The organism is Photobacterium damselae (assembly GCF_003026815.1).
Lineage (GTDB): Bacteria > Pseudomonadota > Gammaproteobacteria > Enterobacterales > Vibrionaceae > Photobacterium > Photobacterium damselae.
Window position 1 is genome coordinate 140,228 of sequence record NZ_PYOG01000003.1, and the last position, 20,222, is coordinate 160,449.

A 20,222-nucleotide genomic window follows, 5' to 3' on the forward strand; every position below is an offset into this window, starting at 1 on the left:
GTTGCCTTATCAATTATTCCTATTTGAGATGCTTTTTGGATATTAATTCATTTTCTATTCTTAAATTTATTTAATTACATTTGATTTAGAAAATAAGATCGGGAGAAATCCAAAAATCTATTACACTCTCACCCGCTAGGATAAGTGCAATATGCCGATTCAATGCAATTAAAATGCATCATGATTTGATAAGCTGTACGTTATCTCGCGTTAATCTATACCCAATTTTTATTCACAACTTTTATTCACAGACATAGTTTACGAACACTTATTAGGGAAGATCGATGAAAAAAGTGTTAATTACAGGATTTGAACCTTTTGGCGGGGCAAGCATAAATCCAGCACTTGAAGCGGTAAAACAACTGGAAGCAATCTCTTTTACTAATGCTACTGTTGTTACTTGCCAAGTTCCTGTTGCTCGTTTTAAAGCTATTGATACGGTTATCAGTGCCATTGAGTACCATCAACCTGATATTGTTATTACCATTGGCCAAGCAGGTGGTAGAGCAGCAATAACTCCAGAGCGAATTGCGATCAATATTGATGACTTTCGAATTACAGATAATGATGGAAACCAACCGACGGATCAGCCTGTTATTGAGCAGGGGCCCGATGCCTATTTTAGCACCCTACCAATAAAAGCCATCACACAGGCTTTACAGCAACAAGGGATCCCATGTCAGGTCTCTAATACCGCAGGAACCTTTGTTTGCAATCATTTATTTTATGGTATTCAGCACTATCTTCGTGACTCAAACACAAAACATGGCTTTATTCATATCCCTTTACTTCCGGAGCAAGCACCAGCAGGTGATCAACCTAGCATGTCTTTAGATACCATTGTGTTAGGGCTTAAAATAGCCATTGAGGCAACAGTCAGTAACGAACAAGACATTTCAGTTGGTGCTGGAACCATTTGTTAAAGCATCAATAAGACAGGTTTGAAACGACTACCGAAATTAGCAACAAGCATCTGATTTATGGTGTTAATTTTTGGTAGTCCTGTCATCAATTTCAAGGAAAACCTCGCAAAATACTCAATCATGTTCCACACTTAAAGTGTACTAGCAGGATAGGAGTACGCTTATGTCTACAAGACTAAACGAAACCATCAGTTTAGAATTGCAGATTCAGTCGGCTGTCAGGGAGATGATCGCCTTTACTGAGCTCAGTAGTAAATCCAGCACCTATCAGGATCGTCTTCAAGGTGCTATTCACCATACTAAGATTCTATTGACTCTAAGTCTGATGACCCGTGCTTTTTTTAGTGAAGCACAAAATACCGCTAACAAATTACTTAACATTGAGCAGCGATTTTATGATTTTGAGTACGTTATTCAGCGCTCAATAACTTCGTATACTTTATCGTGCCGCGATCCGTCTTTACAGCAAGCAATCGCTCACAACAAAGCCAGTATGGTGAATGAAGCTGAGATACTTAACTACCTTAGCCAGCCATTAAGTCTTGATGTAGAAAATATGATTGCGGCCCTTGCAACCAAACACGTTAAAACTCTGGCGCTTGAATTTTCACTTCATGAAGACATTGATAATCAAATTGATGAGGCTTTTTGCCATACCCTAACTAGCTTATGGCTCGATCTTGGATTTTGCTTATCAGAAGATGCTACCTGCCGCTTGCTTGAACAGATCATTCATTCAAGAACTGGTACCATGTGTCTGCTATTTTTAAATATGACCGAACATCATCGAGAGCGAGAAGCCGTTAGATTGTATTTCGCTGAAATTGATAAATTTTATGCGGCTCTCACAGCCTCAGGACTAAAGCGCGGAATTAAGTTTTTAAACCACATAACCAAAAATCCAGATAGCGATGATAAATAATTTATATCAATACAACCGTATTTCTGAGGATATATCCACAACACAGATGACAGATATGGCATATAATGCTCGGGTAATCACAGCTACTTTAACTAGCTGATAGATTTTCCATTCAGATTTTGTCCCGCAATGATATTCACTGCGGGATTTTTTTTATCGCAATCAAAGTCTCTATTTCCATTGGTTGAACTCTGCTCTTACTCAACCAATGGTAACAAATAACTTAATCGATTTTATTTTCAACTCGGGTTTGAGTCTGTACTGTCTCTTCATTTTTAACCGTGGTTGCCTGAGTCGTCTCCGGCTCATCTCGCATAGCTTTTTGAAAGCTTTTTAGTGCATAGCCTAAATCACTGCCAACGGTTCTTAACTTTTTCGTACCGAAGACTAGAACACAAATAACGCCAATAATAAGCAATTGAGCAACACTAATACCACCCATCGCAAACCTCTTTTATATTATTAAATAGTTACTTAATACAATTATCGTGCAGCTGCACTAGTATCAACGGGTTTAGATTCATAAATATCTTTTACAGCAGATAAGATAAAAACGGCCGAAAAAAACAGACTGATGTACCACTTAGCATAGAGAAAATCTGTTAGATGCTGTTCCAATACTAAATGAATTAGCGTGGATACTGAGACAACTTGGAGAAAAACAATAATACCTTGTTGCCAGCGTGGTTTCTGATAACAACTAAAACGCATCATAATTAAAAAGAAAATTACAGATGCACTTGTTGCAAGCCAAACACTCATAGTTTATGTCCCTTATAATGAATTAATTTCATCCTAGCGACTTTTATCTATGGATAGTGTAAGTATTACTTAAGTGCATATAAATTTTTTATAAAGAGATTACCTATTTAGTCATCAGCAATTAAGCGATAGCCAACACCATTCTCAGTAATAATATGTTTAGGTTGAGCTGGGCAATACTCAATCTTATGTCGAAGTTGGGCTATATGAATTCGAACATAATGTGCATGCTCAGTATAATTTCCACCCCACACCTCTTTTAATATCTGCTTATGAGTAAGCACTTTCCCCATATTTTTAGCCATCAATAATAAGATCTTATACTCTTTAGGCGTTAATTTAATGGCTTCATCACCACGCATTACAGTTTGCATAACTAAGTCCATTGTTACATCACCAAACTGATAGCTGGTTACATCGCTGATTGGCGTCTGAGAAGTCAACCGTAATGCCACCCGAATACGAGCCAACAGTTCTTCACTGCCAAAGGGTTTGGTTAGGTAATCATTAGCTCCAGCATCAAGGGCTAAGACTTTATCGGTTTCTTTATCTCGCGCTGAAATCACAATTATTGGCGTTTCAGTCCAAGTCCTTAATTCTTTGGTAAAATCCAGTCCATCGGCATCGGGTAGACCTAAATCGAGCAAAATCAAATTAGGGCTCCAGGTTGCTATTTGTCGCAGTCCCTCTTGTGCTGTTTCAGCCGTTTTTACTTGGTAGCCGTGCCCTGTAGTTAAAATATCTAAGAAACGACGAATTGGCGCTTCATCTTCAATAATAAGAATTTTTATATCACTATTCATAAATATCCGTTAACTCATACCGTTCACAAGGGATCTGGACTGTAAAAATAGAACCGCCCCCCTCTCTAGATGCTACCGATATCGTTCCTTTGTGTGCTGACACGATTAATTTACAGATAGCTAATCCTAACCCTGTACCTTTCACTTTTACATGCTCTGAACGATAAAAACGTTCAAATATACGTTGAGTATCTTCAGGAGCGACCCCACAGCCACGATCGGCGATTGAAAAAACAAAAGCACCATCTAGATAACACGTTGATATATCTATAGGACTATTACCAGAACTGTATTTTGCTGCGTTTTCAATAAGATTTGCGATAACTTGTTCAATTAACGTGTAATCTAATGAGACTAACATCGTATCGCCTACCAAGCTAATAGGATGCTGCTTTAAGAGTAATTCGACCCGTTTTATTGCACTGCCAATAACCTCTTCAGGCTCAACCCAATCACATTTTGGCACAAGAGTCTTAATGCTATAGCGACTGATATCCAGTAACTTAGTTAAGCTTCGATTTAAGCTATACCCTTCTTCAGCAATTGATTGCAATAATTCTTGTTTTGTCTGTGGTGGCAAATGGATATTGGGATCATTAAGCGTTGTAGCTGACCCGATGATTGAACCTAAAGGCGTTTTCAAATCATGAGATACTGCAGCTAATAAGGTGTTACGCATCTGCTCCATTTGGTTAGCTTCTTTAACCATCGCCAAGGCATGATTGGCTTCTGAACGGGCCAGCGACAAACTGATTAAAGTACTTAAGATAGGATTAAACGTTGTAGGTTGATAAAACTCGACAACCAGTACACCAAACACACCGTTTTGACTATATAGCGGATGTAATTCCACATGGGCTGAAACGGACTGGATATCGTCACATCCCTTTTGATAATACGCTTCAACCTGCTCAATAAAATGGGTCTGTTCTAAATTCTCATGAGAAGCTAAGCAATATAAATTAGGTTGAAACAACCAGACTTGAGCTTTAATTTGTCGACAGCTTGCTAAATGCTGAATTGAAGCTTCGGCAATTTCTACGCTCTCATTCAGTGAGGCAAGAACAGAAGCAAGACCATAATTGCTTTTTAGCTCAGAACGAAGCGCGATATTTTTATGCAGCTCTCTTTGTTGCGATTGGGTGATCTTAACCGCAAATACCCCACTAAAAGCCATTACAGCAAAAGTAATGATGTGCTGATAGTTCTGAAATTTAAATGAATTGTGTTCAGGTAGTACAAAAAAATGAAACGCTACAATACTCATTGCCGTAATGACATATGCCATGCGTTTTCTTAACCAAAAACCACTTACAATATTAAGAAGTAACAATAACATTGCCGTATCGGTTTCAATGATAACATCACGAAAACGAACTCCGACATAAGTAACCAAAGCGTATAAGGTAAACAAACAGAGTATTTTCTTTCCATCAGCCCAAGTAAATTGATTGTTCATCAAACGTTCTATTCATCTAATAATCAAAGGAAAAGGCGTAACACTACGCCTTTATATATCTATCTTGTTATATCTCTAAGTGAACTCCAATTTCAATTAATCGATCCTGAGGTACACTAAGCCGTTCTGACGTTCGCAGCGCATTTCGACTCAATAAAATAAATAATCGAGCTTTTAAATCGTGCCACCAGCTAACATGTTTTACCTTCATTCGCTCTGAAGACATAAAGAATATGGTTTCTGCTGGGTGCAAAGTCAGTTCTTTAGTACAGCACCCATGATAAATCTGTTCAATATCCAATGTTTCCTGATAGCCCACATACGCAATCATCTGCCAAAACGACGGAGATAATTGACGAACTTCTAATCGCTTTAATGGATGGACCCAAGGTTGATCAACATATTTATACGTCAGTAGAACATTACGCTCATGAAGGATTTCGTTGTATTTTAAATTATTCACTAACGATGACGGTACCTGATTTTCGTTACTAGATAAATAAACCGCAGTACCTGATGCTCTAGACCATTGTTTTTGCTCAAGCTCTTTGACCATTGCATCAATGGAAAGAGATGGCTTGAACAGGGTAGTAATTCTCTCTCTTTCTTGATACCAGATGATCATAAGTAGGAAGACTAGTGAACCAATCGTCAGTGGTAACCATCCCCCATCTGCAAACTTTAATGATGTTGAGATAAATAACAATAGATCATAACTCACCATTAATATCGCGTAAGTTATCACTGTTTTTCTTGACCAATTCCACAAGTATCTTGAAACCACCAAAATAAATAGTGATGAAATTAACATCGTAGCCGTCACAGCAATGCCATAAGCCGCTGCTAACCGAGTTGATGAGCCGAAAGTTACGACAACGGTAATAACCAAAATGAACAGCAGAAAGTTCGCCATAGGCACGTAGATCTGCCCTTGCTCATGATGAGAAGTATGGTGAATACGTACAGGGGGCAAGAACCCTAAGTTAATCGCCTGACGAGTCAGTGAAAAAATCCCAGAAATAACAGCTTGAGAAGCGATCACCGTTGCAAAGGTAGCCAAAATAACAAGAGGCAGACGTAATGCATTAGGGGCTAACATAAAAAATGGGTTTTCAATTGCTTTAGCATGACTTAATACTAACGCACCTTGTCCAAAATAATTCAAAACCAGACAAGGCATTACAACAAAAAACCAAGCTAAGCGTATTGGTTTAATCCCAAAGTGACCCATATCTGCATATAGCGCTTCAACACCTGTCACCGCAAGAACCACAACCCCCAAAGTGAACAGAGTGGCAACTCCATGATGAAAAATAAACCCTACAGCATAATGTGGAGACAACGCTTTAATCACAATTGGGTTATCAATAATGGCATTGGCTCCTAATACCCCAATGCAGACAAACCAAATAAGCATGACAGGAGCAAATAATTGACCGATTTTACCCGAGCCAAACTTTTGAATAGCAAATAATGCACAAATAATCGTAATTGAAATAGGCAGAATCATAGGTTGTAAATCAGGGTTGATTACGCTGATACCTTCAACCGCAGATAAAACCGACATGGCTGGAGTGATGATTGCTTCACCAAAGAAGAAACCTGCAGCCAACATACCCAAAAATAGTATTGAGATTTTTAACTGCTTTGGCGCTACACCATGAGCTAATGAAGCAAGGGTTAAAATCCCTCCCTCACCTTTGTTTGAAGCCTGAGTGACCAGAGATAGATACTTAATACAAACAGTAAGAATAAACGTCCAGAAAACCAGCGAAAGGATGCCAAAAACGTTCGCTTGGTTTATCGCGATTGAGTGTTCACCATCAAACATTGCTTTGAATGCGTATAAAGGGCTCGTACCAATATCGCCATACACAATCCCAATAGATAGGCATGTTAATACCAATAAAGACTGTTTTTGATTTTGCATTTTGTTGTTATGGGCCGCCTAATTGTTTAGGACACGACACAATACCTTACGTCATTTAAGAAGGAGGAAGAGTAACAAGCGGCATGTAAAGTTGCGGTATATATTCGGCTGGGAGATATAAAAAAGATATAAAGTTTGTTTAATTAACAAGCTAAATGATATGTTTATCAACACTGTTTATTTGACATTTTTAGCATCTAGCAGATACAAAAATACCGATACCCAAAGGCATCGGCATTTTTAATAAATTGATCGATTATAGATTTTCGATATTCTTACCCGACGTTTCAAAACGATACTTATGAGTAACCCAAGCACCCAACAAAGAAGTAACAACAAGAGTCAGTAACAGTGAAAAGACACCAATCACATGTAAGAGTATAGGGAACATAAATGCAGTAAGAATCGCCCCTAACTTAGCAATGGATGCAGCAAATCCCGCACCTTTAGCTCGGATTTTTACTGGAAATACTTCTCCTGAAATCAAATATGTTTGTGCATTTGGGCCTAAATTATTCATAAAGTTGAACAGCATGAAACCCAAAAATAGTACATAAATCTGATAATCACTATGTACTTTTACCGATACTGCCGCTAACAAAAGTCCTACTGCGCAGCCAACAAAGCCATAGATCTGCAGTTTCATACGACCAATCGATTCTGAAAAAATAATCGCACAGATAACACCAACAATTAATAGCGAATCAATTAGCGCCGTACCTTTAGCAGAATAAATAATATTGGCAATAGTGTTATGTAACTCATCAGCCCCAGCTATGGTTTGATGCTCTAGGACTGAGGCCAAAATTACCGGGGTAAAAATACCAATACCATAAGTCCCCAGATCCTGAATAAACCAAGGAGCAGAGGCCAATATTGTTTTTGCTCGATATTTTTCTTTAAACAGCTTTTTATAACCGTGTAACCATGACTGGACTTCTACTTCATCTTGTACTGGCTCACTGCGAAGTGCCATATCACATGCTTGGTCACGGTTTAGTAAACGTTTTAGACAGCGCTCTGCATCTTGCTTTCGATTTTTAGATAGTAACCAGTGAGCACTCTCCGGTATAAAAAATCGGGCAATAGTAATCGCTAACGATGGCACTAAAGCTAAAACATACATTACTCGCCATGCATTAACATCTTCCACGTAAGAGAGCACTACAATACCAGTTAAAATGCCCATCAAGACGCCAACGGACTGGAAAGCAAACGCCCCAAGAACCAATTTACCACGATTCTTAGTTGGGATACTCTCGGAAATCATTAGGTGCGCAGTCGGATAATCACAGCCTAGTGCTAAACCAATACCAAAGTTGAATAGCAATACACACCAATAGGATTGACTAAATGCCATACCGACCAAGCACACAGATAGCAAGGCCATCTCTATAATGAACATTTTCTTACGTCCATAGAGATCAGACAGTCCACCAAGTGCGCTAGCGCCAATTAAAATACCAAATAATATAGAAGAACTAATTGTACCTTTTTGAAACTCAGTTAATTGAAATTGAAGTGTAATCAATGGCAGCGTTAGCCCCATCATAAATACGATCATACCTTCAAAAAACTTTCCAAATGTCGCCAACAACCAAATACGCCATTGCACCTTGGTCATTGACATATAAGAAATCTTTGACTCTTCATGCCAACTTGATATGTCATCAATATAGGTCTGAATTGTCTTTTGTGATTGAATCTCAATTTCTTGATTCATGTTATACGTCAACAGTGTTTATAGCCAACACGGCTAATACGAGTATTAAACATGCGGGTATTCAAACATAGATACCAATCAGAAATAAAATATATTTTATTATGCTAATTCACCAAGCTATGTACTTTGCCTTGATGAATAGTGCTATAATACTAAGTTGGCTGACTCAGAATCAAAAAAGATATTTACAAATCAACAACTTAGCTAGATAGCGCTTAATGCCGCCAACACTTTTTGTTTGTATTTTAAGCAAAATTTAGTTGTATCCGATCATATTTAAAATCTTATATATTAAAATCGATATGATATAGCATACTGTTAAAAACAGTGTTTTACCCTCAATTTAAATTATTTGTTTAAAAAATCGCAAATGAGTTAATTTAGAGTAACTTAGAAATCTCGAATAAGTAATTGCTATCTTTATGAAAAATTTATACAAAAAAGTAAGTACTTAATAGTATTCTTATACAGTAGTAATAAAAATAATAAAGCGACTGTGAATATTATCTCAAAAAATCGAAATATCTTTTCGACTTTACCGCTAAATAAAATAATCCATAAAGCCGAAAACCAATTTACAATGTAGTCTTAAAATTAAATCGATAAAAATCACTTCGACAAATCGCTGTACCATATTCTAAGACGACACCGTTTTGATCTTTACTTGATAGCTCAACCTTCATTAATGGCGATCCTTTAGGGATATCAAGTAAGAGCGCTTCATCCGCGGTTGGAACATAGATACTTAACGAATAATCTTGTTGCTTAGGCACGATACCCATAGTTTCCCAATACTCATATAAAGATCCATCCAGTAAATCAGGACGAGGCATAAAACACTGTGGAATGTAGGTCGTTTCAATTGAGACTGGAACATTATCGATCAAGCGAACTCGTTTAATATGAGAAATTACGTCACCGACAATGACGCCCAGTTTTCTAGCTAAAAAATCATCTGCACAAACAGGAGTTCGAATAATCCAACGGTTAGTGACCTTCCCTTTTGATTTCAATTGCGATGAAAAACCACCACCAGCAAGATCATACTGGACTGGCAACTGGATCACTGTTCCTTTACCGTGTTGTTTAACTACAGTACCTTCAATTTGTAATTCAGCTAATGCTTTTACAATTGTCACTCGTGACACGGCCAATTCTTGAGCGAGCTTCCTTTCCGAGAGCAAAACGCTGCCATGAACTAACATCTTGTTATTTATAGCTATTTCAATCGAATCTTTTAACTGAATATAGAGCGGCTTACTCAATTCAGCATTAAGATTATTTTTTATAAATCTGATTAAAGACAGTTCCATTGCATGAGCCTTTATAATTATTATCAATGATATGCTGGCAACTATAGTAACAAATAATGTGGCGATAATCACAATGGAATCATAAAACAATTTAACTGGACTTAAACTGGATTTATCATGCACGAAGTTTAATTTATAGGACAGACTTAGATGACTCATGCTGATATCGTCACACTTATTCATACTCAAGATCGTATTTTAGGCTGCCTGTATGGTCAGGCATTGGGTGATACCATGGGGATGCCTTCTGAACTTTGGCCAAAAAGCCGTGTTGAACAACATTTTGGATGGATTAACACTCTACTTGATGGTCCTGCAGAAAATATTGCCGCCAACGAGTTTAAAGCAGGCGAATATACCGACGATACAGCCCAATGTGTTGCTCTTATGGATGCGATTATTGAAGCTAAAGGTGATATCGAACCCTATCTTATCGCTTCACATATTATGGCTTGGGCTAAACGTATTAATGCATTTGAGAAGAACATCTTAGGTCCAACATCAAAAGCCGCTTTAAATGCTCTTGATCAAGGTATTTCTTTTGAAGAGATTGAAGCAAACGGCGTCACTAACGGCTCAGCAATGCGAGTTTCACCCATTGGTTGCTTACTGCCGACCTATGATAGAGCCGCTTTTATTAATGGGGTTCGTCTTTCTTGCCTACCAACCCATAAATCCGATATTGCGATTGCTGGGGCCAGCGTTATTGCTTGGGCGATCAGTCGAGCCATTGAAGGTGCAAGCTGGAACATCATAAAACAAGAAATTATCCCCCTAGCGAACGAAACTCAACAAACGTTTGAGTCTACATTCAGTCCACTTCTTGGCGAACGTATCCAATATGCGTTAAATGTTGTCGCCTCTGAACATAATGAACAACAAGGCCTAACCAATTTATACCAAAAAGTAGGCGCGGGAATGGACATTATTGAATCAATTCCAACCGCTATTGCTTTGGTTGAACTGTCCAACACTGATCCACATTTGTGTGCTGAGCTAGCCGCTAATTTAGGCGGAGATACCGATACCATTGGCGCAATGGCAACTGCAATCTGTGGTGCTATCCATGGAATAAATCGCATTTCAAACGATACCGTTGACCAAATTAATCAAGCAAACCACATCGATTTTACCCCTTATGCAGCGGCGTTATGCCAATTCCGCGAAGCTAACTTGTCAAAATAAAGGACTACTTATATGACAATGCACAATTCAACCGATAATCAATTTGATGTCGACAGTTCTATTGATGAGTTAGGTATTGGTTTAATACCCCCTAGCCATCAAACCAAAAAGCCTAGCGAACTATTTTTTGTTTGGTGTGCCGCCAATATTGGTATTTTAGGTGTGGTATATGGTGCGATTATTGTTTCTTTTGGCTTATCATTTTTTCAATCAGTATTAGCCGCCATAGTAGGGGTAGCTTCATTCTCTTTAGTTGGCATCTCAAGCATTGCTGGTAAAATTGGTCGCACTACTACCCTCACACTGTCTCGTTCTAGTTTTGGTAAGAAAGGTAATATTGCTCCTACTGCGTTTTGTTGGCTCAACCTTATGGGCTGGGAAGCTGTTAACATCATCACTGGCACATTAACATTGGTTGCTCTGTTTGTTGCCGTTGGTTTTGAAGAAAATACGTTCTTAACCACATTCTCATTAATTCTATTTGGCGGCTTAACCGTTGCGGTTAGTATTCTCGGTCAAGATACCGTATTAACCATGCAAAAATGGATCACCCGAACTTTTGGTGCAATGACATTCGTTGTTGCTGTCTATCTGATGTTTACCGCTAACTGGCATACAATTTTAGCGCTGCCTTCTGGTGACTGGCTAACAGGTTTTCTTCCAGCAGTTTCAATTATTGCCGCAGGTACGGGTATCAGCTGGGCCATAGCGGGAGCTGATTACAGCCGAGATCAAAGCCCTCACTCAAGTCAAGGTTCTATTTTTCAGTCGGTTGTTGGCGGTGCTGCTCTGCCTTTAATTATGCTGATGCTAACCGGTATTCTACTGACCAGCCAAATCCCGGACTTAGCCTCAAATGAAAATCCAATTTCTGCTATTGGTAAATTGCTGCCAAACTGGATGGCTATTCCATATTTAGCCGCAGCAGTTGCAGGTATTATCACTATTGCAGTACTAAGCCTTTATTCAGCAAGCTTGAACCTTCTTAGTATGGGAGTGAAATTAAAACAGCGCACGGCAATCACTCTCGATGCAATCATTGTATTAACTATTGCAGTCTATGTGTTGTTTATCTCTGGTGACTTCTTAGGGCCTTTTATCTCATTTCTGGTTTTCTGTGGTATTTTCTTAGCGTCTTGGGCTGCGATTTTCGTTACCGACTTCTATCACAACCACGTCAAACAAGGTTACACAGAACAAGAACTTTACGGTGATACTGGGATTAATAAACCAACTCTTGCATGCTGGCTTATCGGCTCTCTATCTGGCTTGATGGTATCTAAAACAGGCTTTATTGATGGCCCATTTGCTATAGGTGTCTTCGCCGATTCGAGCCTAGGTTTATTTATCTCTTTTGCTGTCGCTATGATTTTGTATCGTATTGTTCTCATATCGAAAAAGGCGCGCTAATGATCGATATTTTACATTTACACCCCACTCGTCCTGTTATTGTAATTGGTGCAGCATTTGGCGATCTAATGCTAGAAGTAGATCAACTGCCAACCAGTGGGGCTGATATTGAAGCCAATGAAATGGGACAACACATTGGTGGATGTGCCTTTAACGTAGCCAGAGCTCTCAGTCGCCTTTCCATTCCTGTGATAAATGGCATATCAATTGGTAACGGCAAATGGGGACAAGCTATTGAGCAGGAAATGCAAAAAGAACATCTGTCCCCTTTGCTCTTCCATCCAACAAAAGATAATGGATGGTGTATTGCTTTAGTTGATAAGACAAAAGAACGTACATTTATTACGGTTAACGGTTGTGAGCAAGAGTGGAGCCCTGAACTATTGGCTAAAATCCCCACCCCAGATAATGCCATTATTTATGTGTCAGGGTATGAATTAGTCGGTACGCATGCACAACCACTACAGCAGTGGCTACTATCACAAACAAATGATAAGACGTTATACCTTGATTTAGGTCCTCGAATTAATGAACTTAGTAGTGAGTTTTTAATTCAGCTAATAGAAAAACAGCCTATTTTAACGTTAAATCGTGATGAATTGGCCATGTTGATGAATCGTATAGATCAACAAGAAGGCGATAATGTCGTTGCGGCTCATTTCTTTGCCAATCAACATAATTGTCAGCTTATTTGCCGTTTTGATTGTGAAGGGGCAACAGTGTGCGAACCGGATAATATTCCCATGACAGAACCGGCATTTCAGGTTGAAGTTGCCGATACAATTGCAGCTGGTGATAGTCATTGTGCGGGAGTTATTGCAGGATTAGCATCAGGCTTATCTCTGGTTGAATCTACTCGGTTAGGTAATATGGTTGCAGCCATTGTTGTGAGCAAAGTTGGCTCAGATGGTGCACCAACACGAGATGAACTGGCTATTTTTGCACAGAATCAATGATAAGATACAAATCAGCCGCAGATCTCACTCTGCGGCTGATGATTATGCTGACTGAGCTTTATTGATTTTGAGCCAGAAAGACTCCTGACAACGATTGATAAAATGCTTTTTATTCGGAGATATATTTATTGATTCTGGTGAGAATAGCACTTCATAAGAAATCCAACATTCAGGGCATACCCCCTCTTCTTGAAAATGAACCTGCTCAAATTCTTCTTCGAGTTGGACCACTACATCATCTTCAAATTTCACAGTCTTAATGAGCGTTTCAACCAATACACCATCATCATTTACTACATATTTTTCAATTTCTGTTGATGCTATGCGTTGTTCTGAGCTATACCCTTTGATGGCTGCAATATAGTTATAAAGTGGAATCATAGTTGCTTATAGAAAATACTGTGTAATAAAAACAACCGGCTCAAACTCATGAGCTGGTTAATGGTATTATTTACAAGGTACGATGGTAAGAACCGGTCGAGGTTTATCTTTGGATGGTCTTGAATAATCGATATAACAACTAGCGTCAGGTTTTAAAACAACCTGGTTTGAACTTAATCTTTCAACATTATTTTTAAACGTGATAGCTAAATCGTCTGAAGTTTTTCCTTTTCTTACAGCAACAAAATCATCCGACGGAGCATGTTCATTAGCTGAGATTCCATTAACAAGGACAGCTAAGGTTGGACCATAATCACTTGGATAACCATACTCAAACAAACAACGACCATCTTTATTACATCCAAATGTTGATAAATCTGCGACAACTTCATTCTCATGCTTACCAGTAGGTTTATCAACTACATAAGCAGCATTTTCTAAGCCTAACGTTGCAAGTTTAGCGTAAGTTACATCTAACGTTGATTCTATGCTACCTTTTAAACCTTTCAGCGAAGCATCTCTTGCGTCTTGTTGTAAATTTAAAAACTTAGGTGCTGCGACAACCGCTAAAATACCCAAAATAACAATCACAACAACCAATTCAATTAAAGTAAATCCATTCCGCTTCATTAAGAGACACCCATACGTCAATCAACTGTCAATTCATTGACCTATATTATATGCTGACATAGCATACATTCAATAGGTAAACATAGATTTATCGATAGCTAACAACGCGCTTTAGGTATTCAGGGAATAATTAGCTTTAATGAAATAAATGATAGGTACAAAAAAAGCCCATACCTAAGTATGAGCTTTTCTTTAAAATTCTTGGAGCGGGCAGCGGGAATCGAACCCGCATCATCAGCTTGGAAGGCTGAGGTAATAGCCATTATACGATGCCCGCTTGGATACTTGTTGAAGTAAATCAGAAAGTTACTTCGCATCGCTTGAGTTGTAATATGCTCTTTCTAATTGAGTTTGAAAACCCCATAAAACAAAAAGTGAGAACCACGTCACAATTTATCACCGCTTTTGATCAATTAAAGATCAATAGGTTCAATTAGTTAGCTAACACAAAAGCCTTACCTTGAAATAACAAGAGTAAGGCTTAAATAATTAAGGTGACTTAAAACGAGATACGCAAGTTACCGTTAGATCAACTGCCAAGGACCGTTAGGATTTCCTGGTTGATCGCCTTTAGTCCACCATTTCGCTTTATAGGTATTACCTTCAAACGTTGCTTGGTCACCGCCATTGTAAACTTTATCGGCTGACCACTCTTTTAGAGAACCATCATCAAATGCTTGCCATACATCACTAGCTCCTGGCTTATCCCCTTGAGTCCACCACTTCGCAGTATAAGTTACACCATCATATATAACCGTATCGCCTGTATTATAAACAGCGTTAGGATCCCAAGTGTTACCGGATGCCGCTTCAGCTTTTACAGTAATAACGACAGATTGCGAGGCTTCAGCTTGACCATCAGAAACCGTAACGACAAGGTTTACTGTCGTATCAGCATCAACGACTGGTGCTGTGAAACTGATATCGGCACCTGAAGTAGTAGATGTTACGGTTCCTTGCGATGCGGTATAAGTCAAACTATCACCTTCAGCATCGGTCGCTGATACAGAAATGACAAGAGTTTCACCACTTTTCACTTCAGCAGTCGCAGGTGCTGTTAATGTTGGTGGTGTATTTTCAACAACACCAGTTCCTTTTACATTAATAACAACATCTTTACTGACACTCTTACGACCATCAGATACCGTTACTTTGACTACTTCTTGCTTATCAATGCCGGTATTAGGGGCAATATAGGTAACCGTTGCACTACCATCGCCATTATTGACAATGTCAGCACCTGTTGCACTAAAGGTTAGCTTATCGCCATCGGCATCTGTTGCAGACACAACAAAACTGATACTTTGAGTCGCATCGACATTTTGTGCATCAGGAACTGTAAGCACCGGCGCAGCATTTGGCGTTGTATTAGCACTAAAAACCGAATCAATGGCTTCAGCTAATGGTGAGCTAAGATCGGTACACTCTTTGAGTTTTGAACCGTGATTGATGAAAGTACCTTTACACTCAATATCACCATGAACCTGCCATACGATCACGCCACCAAGTTCATTATCAACAATATACTGTGCTTTTTTCTTAATAGACGGTACATCATCATAACTTAAGAAATACTTACCCTTGATGGCATATGGAACTTGAGCGTTATCATCCCATTTATGCTCCCATCCAGCCACTTTCTTAAGGTAATTGTAGTTTGGCTGCCCTTCAAACTCTTTCCAGTTATCAAGATCGACTGACGACATTAATGGACCATCAACACTCATATTGACCATACGTTTATCGGTTGGAGCGCCTAAGTATGCTGTTGATTCTGTCGTTTGCACACCACGGCCATAGAATGCAGCACCGAAGTTAATTTTGTCAGAAGGGATACCTTTTTCTGCCATCCAAATACGTAATGTATCAAGATCCAGACCTGCATACTCTTCTTCTGGATATGGGTACAACGGCGCATTATGACCAGTTACATTTGACCAACCACCATTAAGGTCATAGGTCATCATGTTAAAGTAGTCCATTGAAGCAACAAGACGAGGCCAATTAAATCCTTCTAATTTAGCGGTTGATGCAGCAAAGGCCGCAGTAAGCAGTTTATCTGGACCAATACGCTTACGAATATCTTCCATTAACTGTTCAAAGTTTGCAAAATCATCAGGACTACCTTGGAAGTTCATACCGCCATGGCCTGGATATTCCCAGTCGATATCAATACCATCAAATCCTAATGCCATTAATTTATCGACATCAGCTAAGAAACGAGCTTTTTTCGCTTCATCACGCGCCATCTCAGGGAAGTGTTTAGACATACTCCAACCACCTAGAGATGCCATGACTTTAACGCCTTTTTCATGCGCTAGATCGATAAGACCTGGAGCACCACCGGCTTTCTTCAAAGGGATCGGATATTGACCTGTGATGCCCGTAGGCTCATGTTTCCAACCATTACCATGTTTCACAAAACCTTGTTCTTGTACTTTTTTCAGGTTCTCAGCATCCCACGGCTCATCATTTGGATATTGGTGAATATATTCAAGCTCTCCCCATAAAATATGAAAATCCCAACTTGAATACACATCAGGGTGAAGAAGTGGTCCAGGCTCTTGTACTGCTCCCGGCTGATAGATAGATTTATTACGAAGATCGCCACTGTGTAGTGAACCATCTTTCGCCACACCAAAGAAAGAGAAGTTCAAAATTGAGTAAATATCCATATCAACGTTTAGGTGAGTTGCTTCACCTTTTACGCTAAAGCCTGCATTGGTTCCTTTCCATGCTTCCCATTGAGTGATGTAACCAATAACATTTTTATCATGACTTGGCGCAGCTTGAACCGATGTGATTCCACCAGCCATCATAATACTTGCTACAACACCTGCAATTTTGGTCAGGCAATGTCCCTTTTTCATTCCTTGTACTCCACGTTTACAATTAAAAATAATGTGACTTACACTGTCTCCACTATTCAGCCATACAGCTCTAAACCACAGTTTTAGTAATGTCATTCAGAGATAACAGCTTTTGCATTGTTTTATGCTTTTTTCGGTGGCTGAATACTGCTTTTATTCTTGATGAAGTTTTTTTAGAACGCGAAAAAGTTTTGCAAAAATTGAATCAGTGTACAAAAAAATGCAACTTAATTACGCTATTTTGTGTCAATTAGTCAGATTAGTTCCGTTTTTGATAACATTTCCGTTACTTATATTAAGCTAGTTTACTAGATAAAAATAAGTGGGTTCTGATATAACACTTTGTACAACAGCATAAAAAGAACTCGATATGATACTGGGCTGTTTCCTTTAACTTGAATCGATTATCTTACTTTTAAATTGCTATTTTTTGTGGTTAACGTAGCCTACCGCACAGCAAATAAAACCGTTTGCTTTTTTGCAGTTAGAAATAAAGATGAGGATGTTATGAAGTACCAATGGATCCTATTTGATGCCGATGAAACCCTATTTCATTTTGATGCATTCAAAGGGCTACAGCTGATGTTTTCTCGCCATAATATTGTATTCACAGAAGATGATTTTCTCGAATATCAGCAGCTTAACAAACCACTATGGATTAACTATCAAGAAGGAAAAATCACAGCATCAGAGTTAAAAACCCAGCGTTTTCAACAATGGTCTGCCAAGTCTGGACTTTCTACTGAGCAACTCAATCGAGATTTTCTCAACGCCATGGCTGATATTTGTACGCTACTTCCCCATGCCAAAGAGCTGATTGATAGCTTAAAAGGCCACGTTAAATTAGGTATCATTACCAATGGCTTTACTGATTTACAACAAATTCGGTTAGAAAAAACTGGGCTGGGCGATGCTTTCGATCTCTTAGTGATCTCAGAGCAAGTAGGTTATCCAAAACCCGCTAAAGAGATTTTCGATTACGCTCTAAAACATATGGGGCAAACAGAACCAAACCATGTCTTAATGGTAGGAGATAATATTGATACCGATATTTTAGGGGGTATCAATGCAGGAATGGAGACATGCTGGTTAAATGTAGATGGAAAAATTCAACCAAATCATATTAAGCCATCACTATGTGTTCAGAGTTTATTAGATCTTAAACAGTATCTTCTTAACTGATTTTTAAGCATTAACAGAGATAAACAAAATTAATACAAACTTTTTCTTTACAAAAGAGATGAATCCATTTAATTTCTGACTATCCCATGTTACTGAAGAGTTAGTTATATGTCTATTACGTCATACAATCTGAATTCGCGTTCTGCCTATGCAGCGTTGATCTCTAACTCTTCTGTCTCTGTCGTCGTCGTCAAAATCTGACGCTGACGGTATGTGTTTATTCGTCGGCTAAGCTGGCGGGTAAACAGATGAATATCAAATCTCCTCTACTATCCGCAAGTTAACCGACATAACTTAGAAGGTATGTTGTGTGAAAAGAACGGAACTTGCAGCGATAGGATTCATGACTTTTGCCCTTTTTCTTGGGGCGGGTAATCTAATATTTCCACCGCTAATGGCTCAACAGGCTGGCGAAAACTGGTTGATTGCGATTGGTGGTTTCTTACTAACTGCGGTTGGTTTACCTGCTCTAACTTTATTAGTTTTAGGCCGTTTATCTTCTGCTGATAAACTCACCGCCCGTTTGCCTAAATGGCTAGATCGTACCTTTTGGTTTCTTGTTTTAACCACTTTAGGGCCTGCCTTTGTATTACCTCGTGCGGTAACGGTTGCTTATGAGATGGGTATAAAGCCTTTTGTTGGCAGCAACGATGGCCTTATGATCTTCTCCATTATCTTCTGTGCTTTAACGCTACTTCTTGCGGTAAAACCAGGAAAATTAGTTGATTACATCGGTAAAGTAATGACACCAGCACTGATTTTAATGCTTGCTGTGTTAGTTATTGCCGCGCTGGTTAACCCTTTAGGTGGAACTCTTCCAGCAACAGAAATCTATCAGAAGGCCCCTGTTGTGAATGGTTTAATTCAAGGGTATATGACTCTAGATGCGATTGCTGCAGTGGCCTTTGGTTGGGTAATTATTCAAACCATTCGTAGCAAAGGTGTTGAATGTAATAAAGCCCTATCCGGTTATATCTTCAAAGTCGTTGCTATCTACGCAACATTGATGTCTCTATGTTACTTAGCGATGGGTTATCTAGGCGCAACCTCTTCAACAATTGCAGCCAATGCAACCAATGGTGGTGAAATTCTAACGCGCTATGCTGCGGGTGAGTTTGGGGCATTAGGCCAATTTTTACTTGCTGCGATTACCCTAATGGCATGTTTAACCACAACTATCGGTTTAACCAATGCAAATGCCGAGTATTACCAAAACACATATGGCATCAAATTTCGTCATAGTGCAATGGTGATTACCCTACTGACCGCTCTTGTATCTAATGTCGGCCTTGAAACAATTATTGAAGTAAGCTTACCTGCGATTCTTATTTTGTGCCCGATCGCAATTGCGCTAATCATCGCGACTATTGCATTAGGCAACAACCAAGCAAAGTCTGTATCACTAGAACAAACAGCTATTGTAATCGTTGCAGCTCTATTTGGTTCTCTTGATGCCCTAAATATTTTAGGTAAGCTTTCTGAAGGGACAAAAGAAGTGTGCCAACAGTGGATCCCTCTATTTAATTCGCATGTAAGTTGGTTAGCACCTGTGTTTATTGTCATTATTGCAGTAAAAGCTGTAACGCTCGTTAAACGTCGAACAGAAGTTGCACCTGCCCAATAAGAACTAAGCGACTTATTTCCTTTTCACTTACATACGTTAACCAAAGAGTCAGAAATTTCTGGCTCTTTTTTTATATCAAAAATAGCCACATATACTCTCATAACAAAATGCGTTAATACACTGAATATAAATAATAAAAAACAATTAAT

17 protein-coding genes and 1 tRNA gene are annotated in these 20,222 nt (G+C 38.9%); 7 read left to right on the forward strand and 11 right to left on the reverse strand.

All coding sequences use genetic code 11. From position 1 onward, the window contains the following. Positions 1–284: 284 nt before the first annotated feature. Entirely contained in the window at positions 285–923 is a 639-nt protein-coding gene (gene pcp, locus CTN07_RS05045; RefSeq protein ID WP_005304478.1) for a pyroglutamyl-peptidase I, read from the forward strand. Between the two features lie 163 nt (positions 924–1,086). Beyond that, a complete protein-coding gene (locus CTN07_RS05050) occupies positions 1,087–1,845 on the forward strand; it encodes a hypothetical protein (RefSeq protein WP_005304475.1) in 759 nt (252 codons plus the stop codon). Between the two features lie 223 nt (positions 1,846–2,068). Here CTN07_RS05050 and tatA read toward each other — a convergent pair whose 3' ends face one another. The 7 genes from tatA to CTN07_RS05085 all read right to left on the reverse strand — a co-directional run bounded on the left by tatA (position 2,069) and on the right by CTN07_RS05085 (position 9,835). Continuing rightward, complete coding sequence (gene tatA, locus CTN07_RS05055; protein ID WP_036765495.1) at positions 2,069–2,287, reverse strand: twin-arginine translocase TatA/TatE family subunit; 219 nt, start codon at positions 2,285–2,287, stop codon at positions 2,069–2,071. 41 nt (positions 2,288–2,328) lie between these two features. After that, a complete protein-coding gene (locus CTN07_RS05060; RefSeq protein ID WP_036765492.1) occupies positions 2,329–2,607 on the reverse strand; it encodes a hypothetical protein in 279 nt (92 codons plus the stop codon). Between the two features lie 107 nt (positions 2,608–2,714). Next, positions 2,715–3,410, reverse strand: a complete 696-nt coding sequence (locus CTN07_RS05065) for a response regulator (protein ID WP_005304472.1) — start codon at positions 3,408–3,410, stop codon at positions 2,715–2,717. Further along, positions 3,403–4,869 carry an ATP-binding protein gene (locus CTN07_RS05070; RefSeq protein ID WP_005304469.1) on the reverse strand — a complete coding sequence of 489 codons (1,467 nt, stop codon included), beginning with the start codon at positions 4,867–4,869 and terminating at the stop codon, positions 3,403–3,405. Before CTN07_RS05070 ends, CTN07_RS05065 begins: the two co-directional genes overlap by 8 nt. A 67-nt stretch (positions 4,870–4,936) precedes the next feature. Next, a complete protein-coding gene (locus CTN07_RS05075; RefSeq protein WP_005304466.1) occupies positions 4,937–6,799 on the reverse strand; it encodes a potassium transporter Kup in 1,863 nt (620 codons plus the stop codon). Positions 6,800–7,055: 256 nt separating this feature from the next. Next, on the reverse strand, positions 7,056–8,522 hold the full coding sequence (locus tag CTN07_RS05080) for an MFS transporter (protein WP_005304463.1): 1,467 nt from the start codon (positions 8,520–8,522) through the stop codon (positions 7,056–7,058). 575 nt (positions 8,523–9,097) lie between these two features. After that, positions 9,098–9,835 (reverse strand): GntR family transcriptional regulator, encoded by a 738-nt coding sequence (locus CTN07_RS05085; protein ID WP_036765489.1) that lies wholly within the window; start codon positions 9,833–9,835, stop codon positions 9,098–9,100. Between the two features lie 150 nt (positions 9,836–9,985). On the opposite strand from CTN07_RS05085, the gene CTN07_RS05090 reads away from it, so the two are divergent. The 3 genes from CTN07_RS05090 to CTN07_RS05100 are packed head-to-tail and all read left to right on the forward strand — an operon-like array spanning position 9,986 to position 13,386. Further along, positions 9,986–11,020, forward strand: a complete 1,035-nt coding sequence (locus tag CTN07_RS05090) for an ADP-ribosylglycohydrolase family protein (RefSeq protein ID WP_005304458.1) — start codon at positions 9,986–9,988, stop codon at positions 11,018–11,020. Between the two features lie 12 nt (positions 11,021–11,032). Continuing rightward, the gene (locus CTN07_RS05095; RefSeq protein ID WP_005304455.1) at positions 11,033–12,430 is read left to right on the forward strand and encodes a purine-cytosine permease family protein; all 1,398 of its coding nucleotides are present in this window, start codon (positions 11,033–11,035) and stop codon (positions 12,428–12,430) included. After that, positions 12,430–13,386 carry a PfkB family carbohydrate kinase gene (locus tag CTN07_RS05100; protein ID WP_005304451.1) on the forward strand — a complete coding sequence of 319 codons (957 nt, stop codon included), beginning with the start codon at positions 12,430–12,432 and terminating at the stop codon, positions 13,384–13,386. The genes CTN07_RS05095 and CTN07_RS05100 overlap by 1 nt, the downstream gene beginning before the upstream one ends. A gap of 42 nt (positions 13,387–13,428) precedes the next feature. On the opposite strand, the gene CTN07_RS05105 is transcribed toward CTN07_RS05100, so the two are convergent. The 4 genes from CTN07_RS05105 to CTN07_RS05120 all read right to left on the reverse strand — a co-directional run bounded on the left by CTN07_RS05105 (position 13,429) and on the right by CTN07_RS05120 (position 17,267). Next, a complete protein-coding gene (locus tag CTN07_RS05105) occupies positions 13,429–13,767 on the reverse strand; it encodes a hypothetical protein (protein WP_036765487.1) in 339 nt (112 codons plus the stop codon). A 66-nt stretch (positions 13,768–13,833) separates the two neighbouring features. Then, positions 13,834–14,397 carry a type II secretion system protein gene (locus CTN07_RS23215; RefSeq protein WP_005304449.1) on the reverse strand — a complete coding sequence of 188 codons (564 nt, stop codon included), beginning with the start codon at positions 14,395–14,397 and terminating at the stop codon, positions 13,834–13,836. A 202-nt stretch (positions 14,398–14,599) separates the two neighbouring features. Beyond that, positions 14,600–14,674, reverse strand: a tRNA-Gly gene (locus CTN07_RS05115). Positions 14,675–14,921: 247 nt separating this feature from the next. Beyond that, the gene (locus tag CTN07_RS05120) at positions 14,922–17,267 is read right to left on the reverse strand and encodes a glycosyl hydrolase family 18 protein (protein ID WP_036765485.1); all 2,346 of its coding nucleotides are present in this window, start codon (positions 17,265–17,267) and stop codon (positions 14,922–14,924) included. Positions 17,268–17,774: 507 nt separating this feature from the next. On the opposite strand from CTN07_RS05120, the gene yjjG reads away from it, so the two are divergent. Together yjjG and brnQ are read left to right on the forward strand one after the other, a co-directional pair. Beyond that, positions 17,775–18,449, forward strand: a complete 675-nt coding sequence (gene yjjG / locus CTN07_RS05125) for a pyrimidine 5'-nucleotidase (protein ID WP_005304443.1) — start codon at positions 17,775–17,777, stop codon at positions 18,447–18,449. Positions 18,450–18,759: 310 nt separating this feature from the next. Further along, positions 18,760–20,073 (forward strand): branched-chain amino acid transport system II carrier protein, encoded by a 1,314-nt coding sequence (brnQ, locus tag CTN07_RS05130; protein ID WP_005304441.1) that lies wholly within the window; start codon positions 18,760–18,762, stop codon positions 20,071–20,073. Positions 20,074–20,222: the final 149 nt, after the last annotated feature.